General features: G+C 51.7%; 24 protein-coding genes. All 24 read right to left on the bottom strand.

All coding sequences use genetic code 11. The features are described 5' to 3' along the window. Positions 1–11 precede the first annotated feature (11 nt). A complete protein-coding gene (locus KKC1_RS09245) occupies positions 12–470 on the bottom strand; it encodes a flagellar basal body-associated FliL family protein (RefSeq protein WP_088554176.1) in 459 nt (152 codons plus the stop codon). After that, a complete protein-coding gene (locus tag KKC1_RS09240; protein WP_088554175.1) occupies positions 442–1,218 on the bottom strand; it encodes an OmpA family protein in 777 nt (258 codons plus the stop codon). Before KKC1_RS09240 ends, KKC1_RS09245 begins: the two co-directional genes overlap by 29 nt. Continuing rightward, complete coding sequence (locus tag KKC1_RS09235) at positions 1,211–2,008, bottom strand: motility protein A (RefSeq protein ID WP_088554174.1); 798 nt, start codon at positions 2,006–2,008, stop codon at positions 1,211–1,213. Before KKC1_RS09235 ends, KKC1_RS09240 begins: the two co-directional genes overlap by 8 nt. Positions 2,009–2,054: 46 nt before the next feature. Next, entirely contained in the window at positions 2,055–3,680 is a 1,626-nt protein-coding gene (locus KKC1_RS09230) for a flagellar hook protein FlgE (protein WP_192868164.1), read from the bottom strand. A 102-nt stretch (positions 3,681–3,782) separates the two neighbouring features. Next, entirely contained in the window at positions 3,783–4,163 is a 381-nt protein-coding gene (locus KKC1_RS09225) for a TIGR02530 family flagellar biosynthesis protein (protein ID WP_088554172.1), read from the bottom strand. Between the two features lie 11 nt (positions 4,164–4,174). Next, a complete protein-coding gene (locus tag KKC1_RS09220) occupies positions 4,175–4,630 on the bottom strand; it encodes a flagellar hook capping FlgD N-terminal domain-containing protein (RefSeq protein ID WP_088554171.1) in 456 nt (151 codons plus the stop codon). A 13-nt stretch (positions 4,631–4,643) separates the two neighbouring features. Then, on the bottom strand, positions 4,644–5,888 hold the full coding sequence (locus KKC1_RS09215) for a flagellar hook-length control protein FliK (protein ID WP_088554170.1): 1,245 nt from the start codon (positions 5,886–5,888) through the stop codon (positions 4,644–4,646). Then, a complete protein-coding gene (gene fliJ, locus KKC1_RS09210; RefSeq protein ID WP_088554169.1) occupies positions 5,889–6,341 on the bottom strand; it encodes a flagellar export protein FliJ in 453 nt (150 codons plus the stop codon). A gap of 14 nt (positions 6,342–6,355) precedes the next feature. Beyond that, a complete protein-coding gene (gene fliI, locus KKC1_RS09205) occupies positions 6,356–7,672 on the bottom strand; it encodes a flagellar protein export ATPase FliI (protein ID WP_088554168.1) in 1,317 nt (438 codons plus the stop codon). Further along, entirely contained in the window at positions 7,669–8,403 is a 735-nt protein-coding gene (locus KKC1_RS09200; protein ID WP_088554167.1) for a FliH/SctL family protein, read from the bottom strand. The genes fliI and KKC1_RS09200 overlap by 4 nt, the downstream gene beginning before the upstream one ends. Then, positions 8,387–9,406: a flagellar motor switch protein FliG gene (fliG, locus tag KKC1_RS09195; RefSeq protein WP_305790393.1), complete on the bottom strand. Its 1,020-nt coding sequence runs from the start codon at positions 9,404–9,406 to the stop codon at positions 8,387–8,389. Before fliG ends, KKC1_RS09200 begins: the two co-directional genes overlap by 17 nt. A gap of 2 nt (positions 9,407–9,408) precedes the next feature. Continuing rightward, on the bottom strand, positions 9,409–10,953 hold the full coding sequence (fliF, locus tag KKC1_RS09190) for a flagellar basal-body MS-ring/collar protein FliF (RefSeq protein WP_088554165.1): 1,545 nt from the start codon (positions 10,951–10,953) through the stop codon (positions 9,409–9,411). Positions 10,954–10,995: 42 nt separating this feature from the next. Next, a complete protein-coding gene (gene fliE / locus KKC1_RS09185) occupies positions 10,996–11,256 on the bottom strand; it encodes a flagellar hook-basal body complex protein FliE (protein WP_487249571.1) in 261 nt (86 codons plus the stop codon). 49 nt (positions 11,257–11,305) lie between these two features. Then, on the bottom strand, positions 11,306–11,734 hold the full coding sequence (gene flgC / locus KKC1_RS09180; protein WP_088554163.1) for a flagellar basal body rod protein FlgC: 429 nt from the start codon (positions 11,732–11,734) through the stop codon (positions 11,306–11,308). A 3-nt stretch (positions 11,735–11,737) separates the two neighbouring features. After that, complete coding sequence (flgB, locus tag KKC1_RS09175; protein WP_088554283.1) at positions 11,738–12,142, bottom strand: flagellar basal body rod protein FlgB; 405 nt, start codon at positions 12,140–12,142, stop codon at positions 11,738–11,740. A gap of 191 nt (positions 12,143–12,333) precedes the next feature. Next, positions 12,334–12,831 (bottom strand): flagellar export chaperone FlgN, encoded by a 498-nt coding sequence (gene flgN, locus KKC1_RS09170; protein ID WP_088554162.1) that lies wholly within the window; start codon positions 12,829–12,831, stop codon positions 12,334–12,336. Continuing rightward, complete coding sequence (gene fliS / locus KKC1_RS09165) at positions 12,824–13,234, bottom strand: flagellar export chaperone FliS (RefSeq protein WP_088554161.1); 411 nt, start codon at positions 13,232–13,234, stop codon at positions 12,824–12,826. Before fliS ends, flgN begins: the two co-directional genes overlap by 8 nt. A gap of 18 nt (positions 13,235–13,252) precedes the next feature. Then, positions 13,253–14,611, bottom strand: a complete 1,359-nt coding sequence (gene fliD, locus KKC1_RS09160) for a flagellar filament capping protein FliD (protein ID WP_088554160.1) — start codon at positions 14,609–14,611, stop codon at positions 13,253–13,255. Positions 14,612–14,622: 11 nt separating this feature from the next. Beyond that, the gene (locus KKC1_RS09155) at positions 14,623–14,979 is read right to left on the bottom strand and encodes a flagellar protein FlaG (RefSeq protein WP_088554159.1); all 357 of its coding nucleotides are present in this window, start codon (positions 14,977–14,979) and stop codon (positions 14,623–14,625) included. A gap of 133 nt (positions 14,980–15,112) precedes the next feature. Continuing rightward, positions 15,113–16,882, bottom strand: coding sequence for a flagellin N-terminal helical domain-containing protein (locus KKC1_RS17195; RefSeq protein ID WP_088554158.1), 1,770 nt, complete (start codon positions 16,880–16,882; stop codon positions 15,113–15,115). Positions 16,883–17,040: 158 nt separating this feature from the next. Further along, a complete protein-coding gene (gene csrA / locus KKC1_RS09145; protein WP_088554157.1) occupies positions 17,041–17,304 on the bottom strand; it encodes a carbon storage regulator CsrA in 264 nt (87 codons plus the stop codon). Between the two features lie 5 nt (positions 17,305–17,309). Continuing rightward, the gene (gene fliW / locus KKC1_RS09140) at positions 17,310–17,768 is read right to left on the bottom strand and encodes a flagellar assembly protein FliW (RefSeq protein ID WP_088554156.1); all 459 of its coding nucleotides are present in this window, start codon (positions 17,766–17,768) and stop codon (positions 17,310–17,312) included. Between the two features lie 21 nt (positions 17,769–17,789). Beyond that, positions 17,790–18,668, bottom strand: a complete 879-nt coding sequence (flgL, locus tag KKC1_RS09135) for a flagellar hook-associated protein FlgL (RefSeq protein ID WP_088554155.1) — start codon at positions 18,666–18,668, stop codon at positions 17,790–17,792. A gap of 12 nt (positions 18,669–18,680) precedes the next feature. Beyond that, positions 18,681–19,890 (bottom strand): flagellar hook-associated protein FlgK (flgK, locus tag KKC1_RS09130; protein WP_192868162.1); only part of this gene is annotated, 1,210 nt, incomplete at its 5' end.

Raw genomic sequence — 19,890 nt, 5'->3', positions numbered from 1 at the left:
TTATTCCTCCGTTATTGAATAATAAGGTCTTCAAAGTAGAGTCCGGTAAGCTTTCCGGTAATCAGGGACTGGTTGATCTTTTCCAGTAACTGCTCCCGGATAGAATCAACTTTTCCCGCTGAAGCAAAATCGGAAACCTTTTTGGTCCACAGGAAATTTATTATAGTGTCGCGAATCCGGTGTCGTTTTTCCTCCAGTTCCTTGCTCAATCTCTTATCCTGATATTCCAGAACAATTGTCAGCCGTATGTACCGTCGGAAATTCAGGTCCGCCAGGTTAACGGTAAAGGGTTCCAGTGTAAACTTGCGAAACTCCTGGCCGTTAGGCGTACGAACCGTCTCCGTTTGATGGCTCAAAAACCGCGTGGTGATAAAATAGGTTTGCCCCGCCGTCAAGAGCAAAATTAATACTACCAGTAATCCAATCCATAACCATCTCTTTTTACTGCCTTTCTTCTGCTCTTGACTCATTTAAGTACACCCCAGTCTCATAAATGTTTTTAGCGTTAATTACTATCACTACCCTGCGGTTCTGCGCCTGATTTTCGGGAGTATCATTCGGCGCTACCGGGTGGTATTCACCAAAGCCAACCACCACAAACTTACGGGGGTCTAAGTTATGTTTTTCCGTAAAGTAACGAACAACGCGAGAGGCCCTAGCTGCCGATAATTCCCAGTTAGAGGGAAATTCTACCGTATTGATGGGCCGGTTGTCCGTATGTCCCTCTACCGAAATTTGATTGGGTAGCTTGGAAAGCAAACCAGCCAGACCGTCGAGAAATTCTTTAGCCTCTGGCTTCAAGTCTGCTTTGCCCGAGTCAAACAGGATACGTTCTTTGATATCTAGAGCTATACCTCTGTCCTCATAGGTAGCCAACACGTCCTCCTCCAGCCCTTTTTCCTGTAGGTACTGTTGGATAAGTGCATATACCCCTACCAACGGGTCCAGGCGGGATTCCGGGCGGGGAAGGTTTTCCTCCACTCCCGGCGTGTTACCTTCCGCAAACTTTTGTTCCCAGTCCAATGGCGCCGTTCCTTTATCCAGCACTCCTACCCCCGGGAAGGAAGCAATAAAAGCCTTAAATTTTTGTACGTCCAGAACGGAAAATGAATAGATTAACACGAAAAACACCAGCAACAGGGTCATCAAATCAGAATAAGTTACCATCCAGGCAGGAGCACCCTGCTCCCGGATATCCTCCCGGTCCTTTTTAGGCATTGAAGATCACACTTTCCTCCTGCGCAGTTTCCTCACGGCGACCCTGAACCGGTATAAAGGCATTCAACTTTTCTTCTAAAATGCGGGGGTTTACCCCCGACTGAATGGCAATAATCCCTTCCAGGATCAATCGCTTGTTCAGCACTTCTTCTTCACTTCGCAGGGCCAGTTTCCCGGCGATAGGCGTCAGCAACAGGTTGGCCATCAGGGCACCGTAAAAAGTAGTCAGGAGGGCCACAGCCATGCTGGGCCCCAAAGCGCTGGGATCATCAAGCTTGGCCAGCATTTGGATCAGCCCTATCAAAGTACCGATCAGCCCAAAGCCCGGTGCCAGATTAGCCCAGGTGCGAAAAACTTCCTGGCCCAACCGGTGACGCTGAACGGTGTATGCAATGTCAGTCTCCAATATGTCTCGGATCATCTCTGCCTCTAGCGCGTCAACCATCAGCTGAATTCCCTTGGCAAAAAAAGGATCATCAATTCGGTTTATATCATCTTCCAGGGCCAGCAACCCTTCCCGGCGGGCTTTACGGGCCAATTCGGCAAATATTTCGATCAGCTCCCGCGGGTCCTGACCGGGAGTGGTAAACACCTGTTTGACTATTCGAAAGACTTTCTTAATCTGGTTGAAATCATAGTTTATAAGAAGAGCGGTGAAAGAGCCGCATACAGTAATAAGAATAGATGGTAAGTTCCAAAATAGGGCCATGTTCCCGCCCATGTAGATTGCCAGAGTAATTAGTGCTATCCCTACCACAATGCCGATTACGGTCATCAGGTCGAATTTCATATCTTTCCACCTCGATTTATCAACAATACGGCTACTGCACGGTTGTTTACCGTTTCAGTCCAATCAATTCCTGAAGCATCTCATCGGAAGTAGTGATAACCCGGGCGTTGGCCTGAAATCCCCGCTGGGTCACTATCATGTCCGTAAATTCTTCCGCTAAGTTGACATTGGACATTTCCAGAGCTCCCGGCTTGATTTTCCCACGCCCCAAAGTATTGGGAACACCAATCCGGGGTTCTCCCGAAGAACTGGTCGGCTTAAACATATTGTCCCCCACTCGTGTCAGTCCCGCCGGATTGTTAAAACCGGCCAGGGCTACCTGCCCCAGTATCCGGGTATAACCGTTGGAAAAACGGCCGGTTATAATCCCGCTGGCGTCAATGGTGAAATTGTCTAAAGTTCCGGATACGGCGCCCGGCTCCTGATCAGCCACGATAGAGAAGCCACCGGCAAACTGGGTAACTCCGGTGAAGTCAAGATCTATTCCCAACTTTTCCGCTCCTTCCGGCTGGAACTCCAGCCGGTAAATGTAGCTGCTGTCACCTATCAGCTTCCCAAATTCGTCGAACTCCAGCATACCCTTTCGGTCCGTCAAAAGAGTAAAAGTCGTGTCATAATCTCCTGCCGGAGCATCCGCCGCCGCTACCAGCTCTACCGTCACCGACTTGGTACCGTCGCTGAAGGTTACGCTTGTCCCCCAACTGGCCAATTGGGGTGATCCAACGTCGTTCCAGTTATTACCCCCGTCCGTCGACTCCTGCAAAACGATTTCCCCGGCGGCGCTATCATAATGCAACCGGTACTGAGCATCCGGGTCCAGGCCGCTGAAGCTCTGGACCGCCGTGGCAATTACTTCATCGTCGAGCAAAACCTCCCTAGGCTGAACGGAAAAAACATAATTCTGTGCCTCCAAAACGGCTAATTCCTGTTCTTCAGGAGACAGATTGTTAAAATTCGGGTAATTTGTATCCAGGTAATTTTGAATGAGCGGATGATCGACAGGCAGGCTGACTTCGTAGATCCACTCATTAACACCCCTCTTGGTAAATTCAAAATGGATATTGTGCTTACGACCTTCAGAATCGTAGACTTCCCGGGAAATCCGGTAGGTATCCCCCACCTGCGCTTCAGCATTCAGATTGTTCATAAAAGTAATTTTATCCGTGGCTTCCGGTTCCAGGTACACGGAACGGGGCAGCACAATCTCCGTCAGTCTTCCCCGGTCTATTTCCCCCGTAGCCGGGTCGTACAAATAACCCATGACCCGCATACCGTTTACCATACTGATCAGCGCACCACCACTGTCTACATCGAAATTGCCGGCGCGGGTGTAGAAATAGTCGTCTTCTTCCGTTCCCCTGAGGATAAAGTAACCATCGCCTTCAATAGCCAGGTCCGTGCCTTTTCCGGTACTCTGGATATTTCCTTGGCTGTTGATGGTATCAATACTTCCTATAGTAACTCCCAACCCCACCTGCATGGGGTTGGTTCCCCCCCTTCCGGTTTGGGGAACGTAAGCCTGCCGAATGGTCTGGCTTAGCTGGTCCTGAAAAGTAACCCTGCTCTTTTTAAAGCCCACGGTATTAACATTGGCAATGTTGTTGGCAACAACATCCATCCGTATCTGGTGATTCTTAAGTGCCGATACACCTGAATAAAGGGATCTCAGCATAATAAATCGACCTCCCTTTCTTTGTTGCTGAAAGCAGCAACCGGACATGGGTCGCGTCAGTCGGTCGGCGACCCAGGGCTTCCTCCAAGGAGGTCCAGCCCTCTAAATTATCACCGCGCTGTCAATATTGGTAAAAACGTTTTCCTTCAAATGGCTCCCGTCCACCGCGGTGACTACAGTCCGGTTTTTAACGCTGACTACCAAAGCCAAATCGTCCATAAGCACCAGGGAATCCCTTGCCCCTTTTTGAGCCGCCTTCTCCACCGCACTATTAATCCTGGCCAAGTCCTCCGGGCGCAGGCGGATATTCCGGCTGGCCAGCCGTTCCTGAGCATGACGGGAAAATTTCACCCCGCCGCTTGCTACCTGTTTTTCCAGCAGGGTAGCGAAAGATGCTTCTTCCGCTTTCCGGGTAACATGTCGTGCGACTTGTGGTTTGGGTAACGGCTGCCCGGGACGGGTCAAGTCAATCTTACCGACCATGCTGGCGCCTCCTACTTCTCAGTATCACCGATAACTTCTATTACCTGCTCCATATCGACTTGCTGTCCGGCCACCTTAAGCACCGGCCTGCCTGCCAAAAGCTTAATTCCTTCCACTGTCCCCTCTGTTATCTCCCCGTCGGCAAGTCGGACGGCTACCTTAACTCCCAATAAATTGAGGTAGGGCAATAACCGGTTCTCGGCCCGGATTTCCTCCTGCGATTGCCACCATTTTTCCAGCTTTTTATTATATTCACTTATTTCCTGCCGCAGGTTCTGCAGCTCCTCCAGCGAACTAAACTGGGCCAGCTGGGCGACAAACTCCTTGTCTTCCGTAGGATTCAAGGGATCCTGGTAGCGCAGCCGGGTGACCAGCAGTTGCAGGAATTCTTCCTTTCCCAATGCTTGTTTCCCGGAAGCAGGCGGCAAATAATTGCTTTTCTGCCCTACCGCTCCAACCTGACTCACCCTTCTTCACCCCCTAAGCCAAGTAATTTACCGTATAAACCCCCGGAGAAGAGCTGTTTTCCCGGGTTCCTGAGCCTTCTCCTTGTTCCCCTGGAGAAGACCATCGGGGTACATTCTGTCGACGGAAGTTGTAAGAAAATCCCCCAGTTTCTCCTCCCTGTTGGCTCCATCCTCCCACGCTGACATTGACCTGCTCTTTAACACCGTGATCCTGGAGGGCCTGTTTAACCTGCGGCAGGCGAGCTTCAATAAGACCTCTGACCTGCTCGTTTTCGACTTTAAACTTAACGTGCAGCTTCCCCTCCTGGCTCACTACCTGAACCTGGAGCCTACCCAGATATTCCGGCTTAAGCTGCAGCTCAACTTCTCCCTTTTCCCGGCTCAGAAGAACTTTGCTGTGCTGGACGATATCTTCCAGTAGGCGGTTAAACTGGAGATGCCTGATATGTTGGTGCTGCTGAGCTTCCTTTGCCGTTTGGACTAACCGGCTACCGGAAGAAAACGCTGCGTCACTACTGAATAGGTTTGCGTTATTGTTGCTCTGATCCCTCTTCTCTCCGCCGTTCCGCTCCAACTCCAAAAATTCCGGCCTTTGTTGCATGATGTTATTGCTCTGCACCTCTGTTCCTACATTTCCGCCGTTCAATCTCAGTTTAACAGGTGATAGAACCTGTTGCGCTTCTGATCGGGCGGTAGCTTCCTCTTCCCCTCCAAGCAAATCTCTGCTCAAAGATACCGGTGGTAAACGTCTGACGACATCCAACCCGGCATCTTCCTTTGAACCCGTGAAAGCCGCCGGTTTCAGGGCACCTCCTCCGTCTTCCAACCGTTGCCATTGACGGGTTTCCTGAAGCAATTCAGCTACTGCGTTCAATACCTGATTTCGTATCTCTTTGCCTGAACCTCCTCCAAACAGCACCGCTAGTTTTTCTGGCAAAACAAATTTCTCTTTCACGACCGTTTCTGAAAACAGTAATTGATATTCCTTTGAGGTATCTTCAAAAACCATAGTCATCCCTTGAAGTTCTGGAAGCGCAAACTGGTCTGGCCCAAAAAGCGGGGCTTCACTATTTTCGACAGCCTCCCCTGCCAGCCGCGGAAGAGCGTGCGGGGAAGTATCGACTGCTTCCATTGCCTTCTGCAATAGCAGACAAAAGACTGCTTCTGCTTCCTCCCCGTTATACCTTTTACTCTTGAAGTCTCCTTTCCCCCTCAGGGCTTCAACTTCTCCGGCCACAACCTGCAAAGCTGTCTTCACCTACTCACCTCCTTTCCGTGCTTTTTTCCAGTAAGAAGTTAGACCGGCTTCATCCAAATCTCCTTGTTCCTGCCGGGCTAACTCATAATCGTATTCCTCCTTTTGCCTTTCGCGCAGGCGGTCCAATATTTTTCGCTGCTGCACTGCATCCCTTACCCGGCGACCGGCATCCTGTACCCGCCGTTCCGCCCGCTCAACTTCTTGCATTTGCTCCTCAATTTGTTGCTCCAAAGTTTCCAGATAAATAAAATGATGCTGCAGTGTCCCCAGGTCAAGGTTGCCGGAAAGGGGTATCTGTCTAAAAAATTTTTCCCTCTCCTTCCGGTAAGCTTCCAGCCGTATCTCTTCTTGCTCTCTTTCCCGGTAGGCGGCCGCCAGCTGCAACTTAAGGTTTTCCTCTAAAGCCTGCCGGTAATTACGCACCCCTTCCAGCCGGAACCTGAACTTTTTCATTATGATCGCTCCTGCTATTTAAATATTTCTTCCAGCGCCGCCAGGGTTTCTTGAAAGGTAAAGGATTCCTCAACCGATTGTTGCAAGAATTCCTGAATTTGATCGTAATATTTCAACGCTTCATCCACTTCAGGATTGGAACCTTTTTGGTAGGCTCCTATGTTAATAAGGTCTTCCGACTGCCGGTAAGCGGCCAGGAGTTTTTTCAGCCTTCCGGCCAAAAAACCATGTTCTTCCGTGGTAATTTCAGGCATCAACCGGCTGACGCTGTTCAGAACGTCTATCGCCGGAAAGTGGTTCTTCGCCGCCAGTTGCCGGGACAGCACTATGTGTCCGTCCAGAATGCCCCTGACCGCGTCTGATACCGGTTCGTTTAAATCATCGGCATCTACCAGAACCGTGTACAGTCCCGTAATAGAACCCCAACCCGCATTTCCCGCTCTCTCCAGAAGCTTCGGCAGCAGGGCAAACACGGAAGGAGGGTAGCCCCTCGTCGTCGGAGGCTCTCCGACGGCAAGCCCTACTTCCCGCTGGGCCAGGCAAAAACGGGTAATGGAATCCATCATCAACATCACGTCTTTTCCGGCATCCCGGAAGTATTCAGCTACTGCCGTGGCCAAAAACGCCCCTTTGATGCGCAGCAGCGCCGGTTGGTCGGAGGTAGCCACTACAACCACTGATTTTTTCAATCCTTCGGGCCCGAGGTCTTTCTCAATAAATTCCAACACCTCCCGGCCCCGTTCCCCGATTAAGGCAATAACGTTGACATCGGCGGCGCTATGCCGGGCTATCATACCCAGCAGGGTGCTTTTGCCCACTCCACTGCCGGCAAAAATGCCGATACGCTGTCCTTTCCCGCAGGTCAGGAGACCATCTACCGCCTTCACCCCGGTTTCCAGGACCTCTCTGATCCTCTTTCGTTCCAGTGGATTGGGCGGGGGACCGTCTAAGGCGTATTCCTCCCCTTCCGGCGGCAGGGCTTCTCCGTCTAAAGGTCTGCCCAGTCCGTCCACCACCCGGCCGAGCAGCCGTTCGCTAACCCGGACGGTCAAGGCGCGCTCGGTAGGAATTACCCGGCAGCCGGGAGCTATTCCTCCCAACTCTCCCAAAGGCATCACTAAAGCCTGATTTTCCCGAAAGCCTACTACCTCTGCCTCTACCGGTTCCACCCTGCCGGGAGTATGTATCTCACAGACTTCCCCTATAGAGCTTCTGATACCCCTTACTACTACCGTAAGGCCGATCACTTCGGTAACTTTTCCCAGCCTCTTAATGGGGTCAAAGGCCTCCAGCAGGCGGTGGTAACGGCTTAAGTCTAAAGTTGCCTTCAACTCGACTCCCTACCCAGCAGTACCTTTTTTATTTCCTCCATTTGGGCCTCAACCGTAGCGATCACATCACCATTATCACTTTCTATCCGGCACCCGCCTCTGCTTATCCCTTCATCGCCGATAACATATATCCTCTGCTTATCGGTTAATTCCGCCAGGTTCTCCTGCAAGAGGGCGGCATCTTCCGGGTTGGCATATATTATTAAAGTTTCACTGTCCACCACTTTACTGATCGCTTCCCTGGCCACGGCCAGGACGGTATCTTCCGCCACTCGAACTTGCTGGTGGATTACTCTTTCAGCTATCGCAAGGGCCAGCTTTATTATTTCCGCTTCCATGTCCCGAATGGTTTGCTTCCGGGCCTCCTCCGCCTGCCTCAGCACAGATCGCGCTTCCTCCCGCAACTTCTCCGCTTCCTCCTGGGCCTCCCGGAGGGCAACCTGGTAACCTTCCTCCCTTCCTTCCCGGACTGCTTTTTCTCTCAGCCGGCGTATTTCTTCCTCTGCCTTTTTACGTAGTTCTTCAGCCTCTCGTTTTGCTTGATCTAGTATTTTCCGGGCCTCTTCTTCAGCTTTAGCCTTAAGAATCTGACGCTGTTCCCGGTAGTACTCGTCAAGTTCTCGCTCCCTCTCGCCAGCCACATCCTGATTAATTGGGAAACGCACACTAATTTCTTGAGGCGAGCCTTCTGACAACTCAAACGACTTTATAACCCTATACAATGATGGCATCTTCTCCACCCCGGGAAATAATAATTTCACCAGCCTCGTCTAGACGCCGGATCACCTGAACAATTCGCTGCTGAGCTTCTTCTACGTCTCTAAGCCGCACCGGCCCCAAAAACTCGATGTCTTCCCGCAGCATCTCGCTGGCCCGTTTGGAAAGGTTCCGGAAGATTCGCTGCGCCACCTCATCACTGGCCCCTTTCAGCGCCAGGGCCAGATCCTTCATGTCAATTTCCCGCAGCACCCGCCGGATAGAAGTATCGTCCAGAGTGAGAATATCTTCAAAGACAAACATCCGTTTTCGGATTTCTTCTGCCAGTTCCGGATTTTCCGCTTCTAAGGCCTCCAGTATAACTCTTTCGCTGCCGCGATCTACCCGGTTAAGTATCTCCACGAGAGTATTTATGCCCCCTGCCTCGGTAAAGTCCTGTTCGACCAGGGATGAAAGTTTCTTTTCCAGGATGGCTTCAATTTCCCGGATAACCTCCGGGGATGTCCGCTCCATCAGAGCAATCCTCTTGGCTATGTTGCTCTGCATATTATCGGGAAGAGAACTCAAGACGACCGCCGCCTGTTCTGGGTCCAGGTAAGAAAGAATCAGAGCAATAGTCTGCGGGTGCTCGTTGCGAATGAAATTGACCAGCTGCTTGGGATCAGTTTTTCGCACCAGAGAAAAAGGTCTTGCTTTCGAGCTGGCTATAAGCTTTTTGATAATTTCGTTGGCTTTCTGGGGACCCAAAGTTCTTTCCAGTAGTTCTCGTGCATACTTTATTCCCCCGTGGAGCAGATATTGTTGGGCTTCGCTGAGCTGTAAGAATTCTTTTAAAACCTCCTCTCTCTGTTCGGCGCTCACCGCGCCCAAATTGGCAATCTCATAGCTGATCCGCTCTATCTGGCTTTCGGACAGTTGTTTCAGTAACAACGAAGACAGTTCAGGACCGATGGAAACCAACAAAATAGCTGCTTTCTGTAATCCCGTCAACGCTTTTTTGCCGGACAATTCCCCCACTCCTACTCTTCAGACATCCAAGCCTGGAGAAGCTGTGCTGCTTCCTCCGGCTTTGCTCGAATTAGCTCCCCAACTCGCTTTCTATAGTCCGGTTCCTCCCTCTCAGTAGTTGCCGGTTCCATATGAATATCCTGAATGGGCAACATTTCTTCAATACTGGCGTCAAGCTCTTGCCCCCTGAGGGCGGCTGACTTCCGCCGCCGTAAAAGGAACACTAGCAGGAACAGTAGCGCCAGGGCCGTTGCTCCCAGGATTACCGCTAACTGGAAACGTTGCTGACGCTGCAAAGCCTCCTGAGCGCTCTCCATCTCTGCCGCCGTTTTCTCTAAAAAGCTGTCGTTAAAGGCCATGCTCATTACGGTAATCTGATCTCCTCTTTCCGGATTAAAACCGATGGCGGCAGCTACCATTTCTTTTATCTGATTCACCCTCTCCTCCGAGAGAGGACCGTCTACCGCCACCGCCGCCGATAAACTCCTGATCTCCCCGGGAGCATAAAGTACCGTTTCTTCCGTCTGCCCCACTTCATAGTTCCGGATTGTCTCCTCTTTGGTATGCGTGCTTTCTCCTTCCGGAGAACTCATCCCCGGGTAAGTGCCTATGTTGGAAGCAGTTCCCGGTTCACCTTTGGCTCCCTGCGCGTCTTTACTGGTCTCCTTGATTACCTGTTCCGAACGAACTACCCCTTCATCGTCATAACTGATTTTGGTGATCTTCCGCTGGTCGAAATCCAGGTTGGAAGTAATCATGGTTACTACTTTCCCCTGGCCCAGGATACGCTCCAACATCTGCTGCACCCTTCGCTCCAGGTCCCTTTCAAACTGTCTCTTCAGCTCCTGGCGGTTCAAATACTGCTGAGTCACGCTGGTATCCTTGTCCAGCAGCGAAGGGTCGCTTAAAATATTGCCGTTCATATCGATAATATTCACGTTCTCTGGGGGCAGGTTTTCCACACTGCTGGATACCAGATATATAATGCCTTTAACCTGTTCCGGCTTGAGCCTGGCCAGAGGCTTGAGTTTCAACGCAATAGATGCCGAAGCAGGCCGTTCTTCTTCTATAAAAACGCTGGGTTCCGGCAGAACCAAGTGCACCCTCGCCTGTTCTACTTCCTTCAGTTGGACTATAGTCCGGCGCAGTTCTTCCTGCAGGGCTCGCTGGTAATTAATCCTCCTCTCCCATTCCGTGCTGCCTAACCGGGTCTGGTCAAAAATTTCAAACCCCACGCCTCCGGTGGTCAACACCCCGCTGCTCGCCAGCTGCATGCGCAGCTCATAGACCTGGTCCTTAGGCACCAAAACGGTACGACCTTCATCCGCCAGCCGGTAACTGACATTAAGTTCTTTAAGCTTTTCCACAATGGCGCTGGCGTCGGCCAGTTCCAGTTCGGTAAACAAAGGAGTGTACTCTACCCGTAAGGCCCACTGCAGAAACAGCAGCGCTGCTACTATCACGGCCGATACTGAGACGATCAAAGCGGTCTTCTGTGCTTTAGAGAGACTTGCCCATTTTTGCGTTAATTTTTCTCTGACTTCAGCGTAGTTCATATTCACACTCCCCGGTTACATGACCTGGCCAGCTTTAAGAGACTAAATCTGCATGCGGGAGATTTCTTGATAAGCTTCTATTATTTTGTTACGCACCTGAACCGTCAACTGCAGGGCCAAATAGGCCCGCTCCGTAGCCAGCATAACCTGGTGCAAGTCCTCTACTTCGCCTACAACGAATTTCTCCGCCAGCCGGTCGGCCTGTAACTGGAGTTCATTAACCTCTCCCAAAGCCTTCTGCAGAACTCCGGCGAACGACGGAGAAGAACCGGAAACTTCACGCTGCACCGCTTTACCGGTAATTTCCAGGGGTAAAGTGTTCGCAAAGGATACCTTCAATGTCGATTACCTCCTATCCCCGGCCAATTTCCAGAGCTTTTAAAGCCATCGATTTGGCAGCATTCAACGCTGTAACATTGGCTTCATAGGCACGGGTAGCCGTAATCATGTCTACCATTTCCGTGATAATGTTAATATTGGGCATGGCCACGTACCCTTCTTCATTGGCATCCGGGTGTCCGGGATCGTAAACCAAACGCGGCGGAGACTGATCTTCTGCTATTTCCACCACTTTTACACCCCGGCCGCGAAACCGGTTGTTCCCCGACTGGATGCTTTTATCCAGTTTCTCGGCAAAAACCGGTAACTTCCGGCGGTAGGGACCGCCCTCCTCGGTACGGGTGGTATTGATATTGGCTATATTACTGGAGATAATATCCATGCGCAGGCGTTCCGCCGTAAGTCCGGAAGCACTGATGGCCATGGACTGAAAAATCCTCACCTTTTATTTCCTCCCTTCATTTATCGCATAGCGCAACATGCCCAGACGGGCGTTAAGCAACTGGACTGCCGCGTTATAATTTATAGTGTTCATAGCCAGCTTGGCCATCTCTTCGTCTATGTCTACGTTGTTACCGTCGTTTCGCAAGGAAGTTGAATGGTCCCGCTGTACCTGAGGTTCTACCTGCCTCAGAGAAACTGGCATCGGCAGGTGTCGGGGATGAGTTTGCTCCAGTTCAATCTTTTTCTGCATGCCCAGAGCCCTCTTGAGATCTTCTTCGAAAGTCACATAAGCCTTCTTGAAACCAGGGGTATTGACATTAGCCAGGTTATGAGAAATAGCCTGCTGCCGCAAAGAAGCGGCCTCCAGAGCCTTCTCCAGCACTTGAAATGCCCTCTGGTTAAACATTATCTTCAAACTCATCCCTCCCGGAAACTTGTGCCGGCAAACACAAGCTATCTCTCTCCGACACGTTACCCTAATCTTAAAGTTAATTCAACAAAAATACTGGTATTTCCTGCATTCAGGGTAAAATTTCTGCCTTCGCTGTCGAATTTCGGCAACTAAAGAGCCAATAAAAAAAACGGCTTAGTGCCGTTCTAAGTCCTGTCATCCAGAAAGCGGGGAGCCGGTACCCATGAATGCCGGTAAGCCTTCACCGTTTCTCTCGCCTTCTGTACCTGTCCCAGGGTTTCTCTCGCTCTGGCCAACTCTGCCCGGGCGAGGTCTTCATTGCGCCGGTTTTCGGCCTGGGCTTTTAAAAGCATCTCCCGCTGTTCGTTTAACAGCCTGTTTATTTCTTGCCAGGTCTCTGCCGGAAGATAATTTCTGAGCTTTTCCCAGTCAAATTCGCTTAGCTGAAAATAAGAACAGAGGGCACTCCGGCAGTTTTCGATTTCTGCCTTAACCTCCTCCATCCGGACAAAAAGTTCCTGCAGAGACTCGCCTATGGCCGACACCCGCCGGTAATCGCCCCGGCGAATCCCCTGTTCCTGTTCCTGCAACGACTTCAGCAATGCCTGATAGTTTGCTAATTGTTGCCTATTAATTTCTAAAAATTTTGCCGCCAGATGTTCCGCCCGGTCAGCTTCAGCCACTCACATTCACTCCGTTGGTTGTGTAATTATGGGTCTGGTAAGTCTTGATGGCCTCTTTCCAGGCACCGGTCAGTTCCGTAGCTATTTCTACGACCTCCGCGATCATACTTTCGTCTTTTTTTATGTTGGCCTGGACCAGTCTCCAGTGCATATATTCATACAGGGAAAAAAGATTTTCGGCTACTTCACCGGCCTCCCGGTTAAGATTTACCATTAACTCCAGAAGAATATCCTGCGCCCTGCCCAAATAATAGCTCGCCCTGTCATACCGCTTGCTCCTCACAGCCTCCTGAGCCCGCCCGGCAAACCGGATAATGCCCTCGTAAAGCATCAATACCAGTTTTTCCTGGGACAAAGTCTCTATTTGGTTCTTTTGATAGGCCTGATAAGCTTTAAGCTGCATTAAAACCAACCACCTTTATTAGGACTTATTATCAGGGGCACCAAACCCAGGGAGCCCGGCAATCTGCCCGGCCAGCCAATTGCCCTGGTTCTGCAGGGTGGCAATGGCCTTCTCCATCTCCAAGAACTGGCGCTTGAGGTTGGCTTCCCGCAGTTTCAGCCTTTCCTCCAGCCGTGCAATCTGCTCATCTATATCCCGCAGAGTCTGTTCCAACCCCTGTTCTTTCGCCGACAAAACACCGGTCCCTGTAGTTATCAAGCTATCAATATAGGTTTCCAGTTCGGGTACAATCCCGTCTTTGAAAAAATTATAAACTGCCAGCGGATCTTTGTCTAAAGCTTCCTGTAGCTTGGTTTCATCTATATGAAGCTTGCCCGCCGGATCAAAGGAGAGCTCCTGACTTTCATCAGTAGTAGTAATTCCTATGTCGCCAAAACTCCGGTAAGTGTTATTGAGATCATATCTGTCCGAAGCCATTCTCTTTAAAGCATCCTGCACCCGCATTAGAGTCGGGTCGCCCTGCAGCTCTCCTTCTTCCAGCTTGGTGCTTATGAAGTCCATCACTGAATTGTACTGCTCTACAAAGGCCTTGATACTGTCTATAGCCTTCTGCGTATCGTTTGTCACAGTTAGGGTTTCTTGTATACCACTGTCATTTTTCAGGTAAAGGGTTACGCCTTCGATAGCGTCGCTTATTTCGTTGGTAGAACGCTGAACAGAAAGACCGTTTATGGTCAAAAGAGCGTCCTGCGGCGCTCTCAACTCCTCATAAAGGGCCGTAGACGTGGCACTGTCATAAATACCCAGGTCTTTTAGAATATCGCTTCCCGAAACATAGGCAAAAGACAGGGTACTGCCGGCTCCCGTCGAAGCGGCGGAAAGGACCAGGCGGTTGTCAATGATACTGGCCTCCGCCCCTACACCTTCCGTCTGGTTGATGGCATCTCGGATATCCGCCAGGGAAGTTGCGCCACTAACGGTCACCGTTACCCCGTTGATCTGGAATTCCCCGGACACCGGGCTGCTGAAATCTATACTGGCGGTCGAAGTCACCATATGGGCCTGGGCCAACTGTTGCACAACAATCTCGTACTTTCCCGTAGTTGCCCCCGTAGTAGCCGTAGCGGTAAAAACCGCTTCATTGCTGGAAGTCGCCGTTTTGCTGGTGAAGGTAGATTCCAGTTTTAGGTCGGTCAACTTGCTGCTCAAGCTATTAAGGCGCGTGTTCAGGTCCCGCCAAGCATCCCTTTCCGCTTCCAATTCCAGCTTGCGGGTCTCCAAACGCTGGACCGGTATCCGTTCAATTTCCATCAACTGCTTGATGATATTTTCCGTATCCAGGCCCGAAGCCAGGCCGCTGATGGTTAAAGTGCTCATTCTGTCTCCCCCTAAATCAGTTCATCAACCAGGAGCCCCACCATGTGCTGCATCTGGGCCGCCAGGTTGATGATCTTGTCCGGCGGGATCCGGCGAATAATTTTATCCTTCGCCTTATCAATAACCAGCACCACTATTTCTCCGCTCTCCCGGTCAATCTTGAACCGGAGTTGAATATTGAAGGTTTCTACCATCTGGTTGAGCTGCCTTACGGAGCTTTCCAGGGACTGGTGGTAAGAAAATTCCTGCCGCCGCCTTCTTTCATTTTCTGTATCGATCCTGGTCTTCTCCGCCTCCTGCACCTTCGCCTTCTGGGTGCGCTCCTGGATTTGATTCAATACGGAAGCGTCTACCCCCTGGATTTTCACTTTCTTCACCCCCTCGCCGGTCGGTAGTCAATGATTACCAGTCATGTTCCCCGGTTGACTGCTAACCGCTGACTGCCAGTCCCGGCATGAATTTTAAGCCGGCCGGCAGGAGGCCGGCCGGCTGGAAAATCCCTTACCTCAGCAGCTGGAGGATGTACTGCGGCTTCTGGTTGGCCTGGGCCAGCATGGCCGTGGCCGCCTGGGTGATAATCTGGTTCCGGACAAATTCCATCATTTCCTTGGCCATGTCCACGTCCCGGATGCGGGAACGGGCGGCGGTGATGTTCTCGGCAGCAACGCTCAGGTTGGTTATGGTATGCTCCAGCCGGTTCTGGAAGGCGCCCAGCTTGGAACGCTCCGAGGATACGTCCCTGATAGCCGCATCAATCGTATCGATGGCCGCCTTAGCCTGATCGGCATCAGTGACGTTAACTACTTCCACACCTAGTGCGCTGGCCCGCATATCGTTAAGGTCTAGGTCAATTCGCTGTTCGGCAGAATTATTAGCTCCAATCTGCACCGTGATACGACCGGAGGTATCCACCACGGCATCAAAGGTCAAGGTACCCAAGGTCCCGTCACCGTCGGCATCCAAATTCAACGATAGAATGTCCACCCTCAACCCATCGGCAGCATCTCCGGAGAGGCTAAGCGTCAGAGTGTTACCTACTCCGGCGGCTACCTGGCCGTTAATAGTTCCTTGGGCATCGGTTCCGGCATCACTGAGTACGGTAGTTGTGGTATCGGTGGCAGCCACCAATCCCAGGTCTCGCAGGAGGGAATTCTCCCCCGACACGTTGATGGTTGCGCTACTACCCACAGCAGTGGTGGCGAGGTTGAATCCCCCTGTTATTGTAATACCGTCAGTAACGTCGGCCGCCGGGTCAGCGCCAACAAGAGTAACCGTTACCTGTTCGTCGGCGGATCCAAGCGTAACGGAGGTCCCCCATAGTGAACTGGCGTCCGGATTAAGACTGCTTCCTACAAGGTTCCACGTAGTACCACCGTCAGTTGATTTCTCCAAAGCTAAAGTGTCTGTAGTGTTGTTGTAATTAAGCCGATATGTTGCGTTCGGGTCGAGGCCTTTAAATGCTGTTATTTCGGTAGCGATGTAATTGGTAGCAAGGGACACGTTGGCATCATAGGTAGCCGTTACTCCGGTCTGGCCGGAAATATTATTGATTTTAGTGGCCACCGTTGATAGACTATCTCCCGCTTCAATCTCTACCGTGTAACCGTTTATTACTAAAGTTCCGGCGGACGAAATAGTAGAATTAGCAGTAACTGCATCGAGCTTTGCCGCAGTAGCTGTCTGGGTTACCACAACTTTGTACACCCCGGCCTGAGTTTCACTGCCGCCAGTTACCCTAACGCCTGCTGCTAAATCATTGCTATTAACTACGCCTGTAGTGCTCGCTCCTCCTCCGACCGAAATGGCATTAGTACCGTCCGCTGTACCGTTCTGAGCACTGGTGTTAATCCCTGCCGTCCCGTTGAGCAGTTTCTTAGTGTTAAATTCGGTGGAACTGGCAATGCGGTCTAATTCAGCGATAAGCTGGTCCACTTCTTTCTGAATTTGGGCCCTGTCATCGTCAGTCAAAGTTTCATTAGAAGCCTGGACGGCAAGTTCTCGCATGCGCTGCAGAATGCTGTGAATCTCAATTAAGCCACCTTCTGCCGTCTGGATGAGAGAAATCCCGTCTTGGGCATTCCGGATAGCCTGGCTCAGACCCCGGACCTGGCTGTTCATTTTCTCGGAAATGGCCAGACCGGCAGCGTCGTCGGCCGCCCGGTTGATGCGCAAGCCCGAGGACAGTCTCTCGAGGGACTTGCTCAGGGCAGTGTCCACGCTTGAGAGATGCCGGTAGGCAGTAAGGGCGGACATGTTCTGGTTGATTCTCATCGTATCATCCTCCCTGATAAAAGTTTCGGCATCCTTGCCTTTATTGTTTTAAATCCCTACTTCGCGGCCGCGATAGGTTGGGATTTAAAACCCAAACCCTTTCATTATTTCATTATCGGCTGCCTGCAGTAAAAACTTTAGTCCCCGGTATAAAAAATTCAGTCATCTGCTTTCTTCTTTTCTGGTAGACGCTGAGTGGTGAGCCCCTGGCCTAAAAGCTCCTCTACCATTTTTTTGTCCAGCGCTGCCGCCCTCACGTTTTCCTGCCGGACGCTTTCCACCAGCTCCTGCCGGACAATGGAAATTTCCCTGGGCGCTTCAATACCCAGTTTGACTACTTCACCTTCCACTCCCAGCACTGTCACCCGGATGTTGTTCCCAATAATAATGCTCTGGTTAGTCTTGCGGGCTAAAACCAGCATGACCGTCACCCTGCTTGGCCGCAGCGCTGCTCCGCGGTCCGGTTAAAAAGCGGTTCCTGGATCCCGTACGGGGAGTCGGACAGGATAACCTGTTTCCCTTGCCGGTTCCTGGTATTAATTACCAAGGGGGCTAACAGGTTGGCGGTAACCCGGAGTGGTTCCCCTTCCCGCACCGATACTATGGCATATACGCACACTTCTTTTGGGTCTCGGATTTCCAGTTGCCCGACCACTTCTTCCGGCAGGTCAACCTCATAGTCCGGTACAAACACAAAGGGGTCTGCTACCAGAAAGGCCACCGACGGCTCCTCTGCTGCCTGCAGCCAGTGGAAGGCCGGGTTATTCGGTACCGGCAGTAAGGCATACTCTTTAAGCTCTTCAAAGCCCAACAGCCCTTCCGGGAAAAAACGCATATCTTCTTCTCTGACCTCCAGGGTACCAAAGCGAACGGTCTCCAGTTTCACCGATCTCACTCCCTTCCCCTATCAGCGGAGAAAATCGACTAAACTCTGTTGCATCATCCGCGCCGCGGTGGCCAGGGCGGCCTCGTAAACGCTCTGCTGCATTTTGTACTCCATGACTGCCCGCGCAAAATCGATATCTTCCAGCTTGGACAAAAGACCCCGCAGGTTGACTTCTTCCGCCAGGTAACGCTCTTTGGCCGCCTCCAGCCGGTTGACCCGCGCCCCTATAACTGAGCGCTGTTCAAGAATCCTGTCAAGGCTTTCATCTATTTCCTGCAATGCATCCGGCGGGAGTTGCTGCCCCTGTTTTAAAGTCTCTTGCAAAGAAATCAGCCGGTCAAAGAGCTGCTGCCCGCCGAAGACCTGGGTCCCGGTAATGTTCACGGCAAAGTCAATGCCGGGCGCCACCTCCTGTAATCGCTCACCATCATCTCCCTGATAGAGTACCTGGCCGCCCTGGAATACGTAAGGAGGGCCCTGGGTCCGGTGTCCGCCGAAAACATATATTCCTGCATATTCGGTATTGGCTATTTCCACCAGGTGGGTGACCAACTGCTCAATTTCCCTGCCGATAGTTTCCAGCTCCTTCGAAGTATGGCTGGGGTTCCCGGCATAGACCACCAGTTCTCTAATCCTCTGTAACACGGCGGTGGCATTACTCAAAGCCGTTTCCGTAGTCTGCAGCCAGGATAAAGCATCATCCACGTTTTTGGCGTACTGCCGGTTTTCCCCCAAAGCCGTTTTCAGGGCCATAATTCTGGCCGCAGCGACCGGGTCATCGGAAGGGCGGCTGACTCTTTTCCCCGAAGAAAGCCGGTTATGTTGCTCGTTTAACCTCTCCAGGTTGCGAGCCATATTGTTCTGCACCGTGCGGTTAAGCATCTTGTTGGTTACCCTCATAATTTACAACCCCTATCTACCCGTTCGGTTTATCAATATATCCAGCATTTCATCGATAACGCTGATTACCCGGGCGGCGGCAGCGTAAGCCTGCTGGAACTGGACCATGTTGGCTAGTTCCTCATCGAGGGAAACCCCCGCAACAGCTTCCCGCCGGGTTTCCAACTGTTCCAAAACGTGTTCCTGCACCTCCACCATCCTGTTGCCCTCGTCAGTCTGGACCCCCAGTTCTGCTACTATATTCTGGTAATAGTCACCGAAGGTAAAGGTGGGATTCCCTCCTTCAGGAAAAACACGCTCCCTGCTCAGCCGAGCTATCTCCAGAGCTATCGAACCGTCTCCCGGTGCCCCTGGCTGAGAGGCGGCGCCGATAAAGGCCGGATCGGCCAGAATGTCGTTGCTCACAGCTATATGACTGGCCGGTTCCGGGTCCCCGTCGAGGGGAACAAAGAAGTCGCGGCCAGCCTGCCCGTCCAGACCGTAGCCGGTTCGGTGCAGGCTGTTAACCTCTTCCGTTAACTTCCGGGCCAGGTCATTTAATTTTGCCCGGTAGGCAGGCAGCACTTCGTTGAAACTCTGCAGTAAACTCGTTAGCCGCCCGCCGGTCAGGCCGACCTCCGCTTGATCTCCTTTCCACACGACTTTTACTTCCTGCGGTCCGACCACCGTTTCCAGTGCCTGCACTGTTCTCGCCTGAAGAAGAGGTTTCCCCTGCAGATAGATTTCCACCCGGCCGTCAGACCGCTTTTTTACCTGGTAATCCACCAGCTCGGCCAGCCGGTCCAACAACAGGTCCCGCTTGTCCAAAAAATCGTTCGGCTGTTGCCCCGAACTTTTCACCCTCATTATGCTTTCATTCAGCGTGTGTATCTCCTGTACCAAAGAGTTAACCTGCTGCACTTTGGTTTCAATTTCCTGCCGCATCTCCTGAGCCAGGGTTTCCAACTGCCCGTAGGCCAGCTTTATCCGGTCCGTTAAAAACTTGGCCTTCTCCCGCAGGTTTACGCGAGTTGGGACACTTTCGGGATGCTTGCTCAATTCCTGCCAGGCGGCCCAGAACTCCTCCAGCACGGTATTTAGCCCGCTTTCGGTCGGTTCCAGGAAGATATCCTCCACCTGCTGCAGCACTTCCCGCCGGCTGTCCCAAAAACCAAAACGGTGTTTTTCATGGCGAATCTGGGCATCCAGAAATTCGTCCCGTACCCGGCGGATTTCGACTATT

This window comes from Calderihabitans maritimus (genome assembly GCF_002207765.1).
Classification (GTDB): Bacteria; Bacillota; KKC1; order Calderihabitantales; family Calderihabitantaceae; genus Calderihabitans; species Calderihabitans maritimus.
This window is presented reverse-complemented; position numbering and strand designations above follow the sequence as displayed.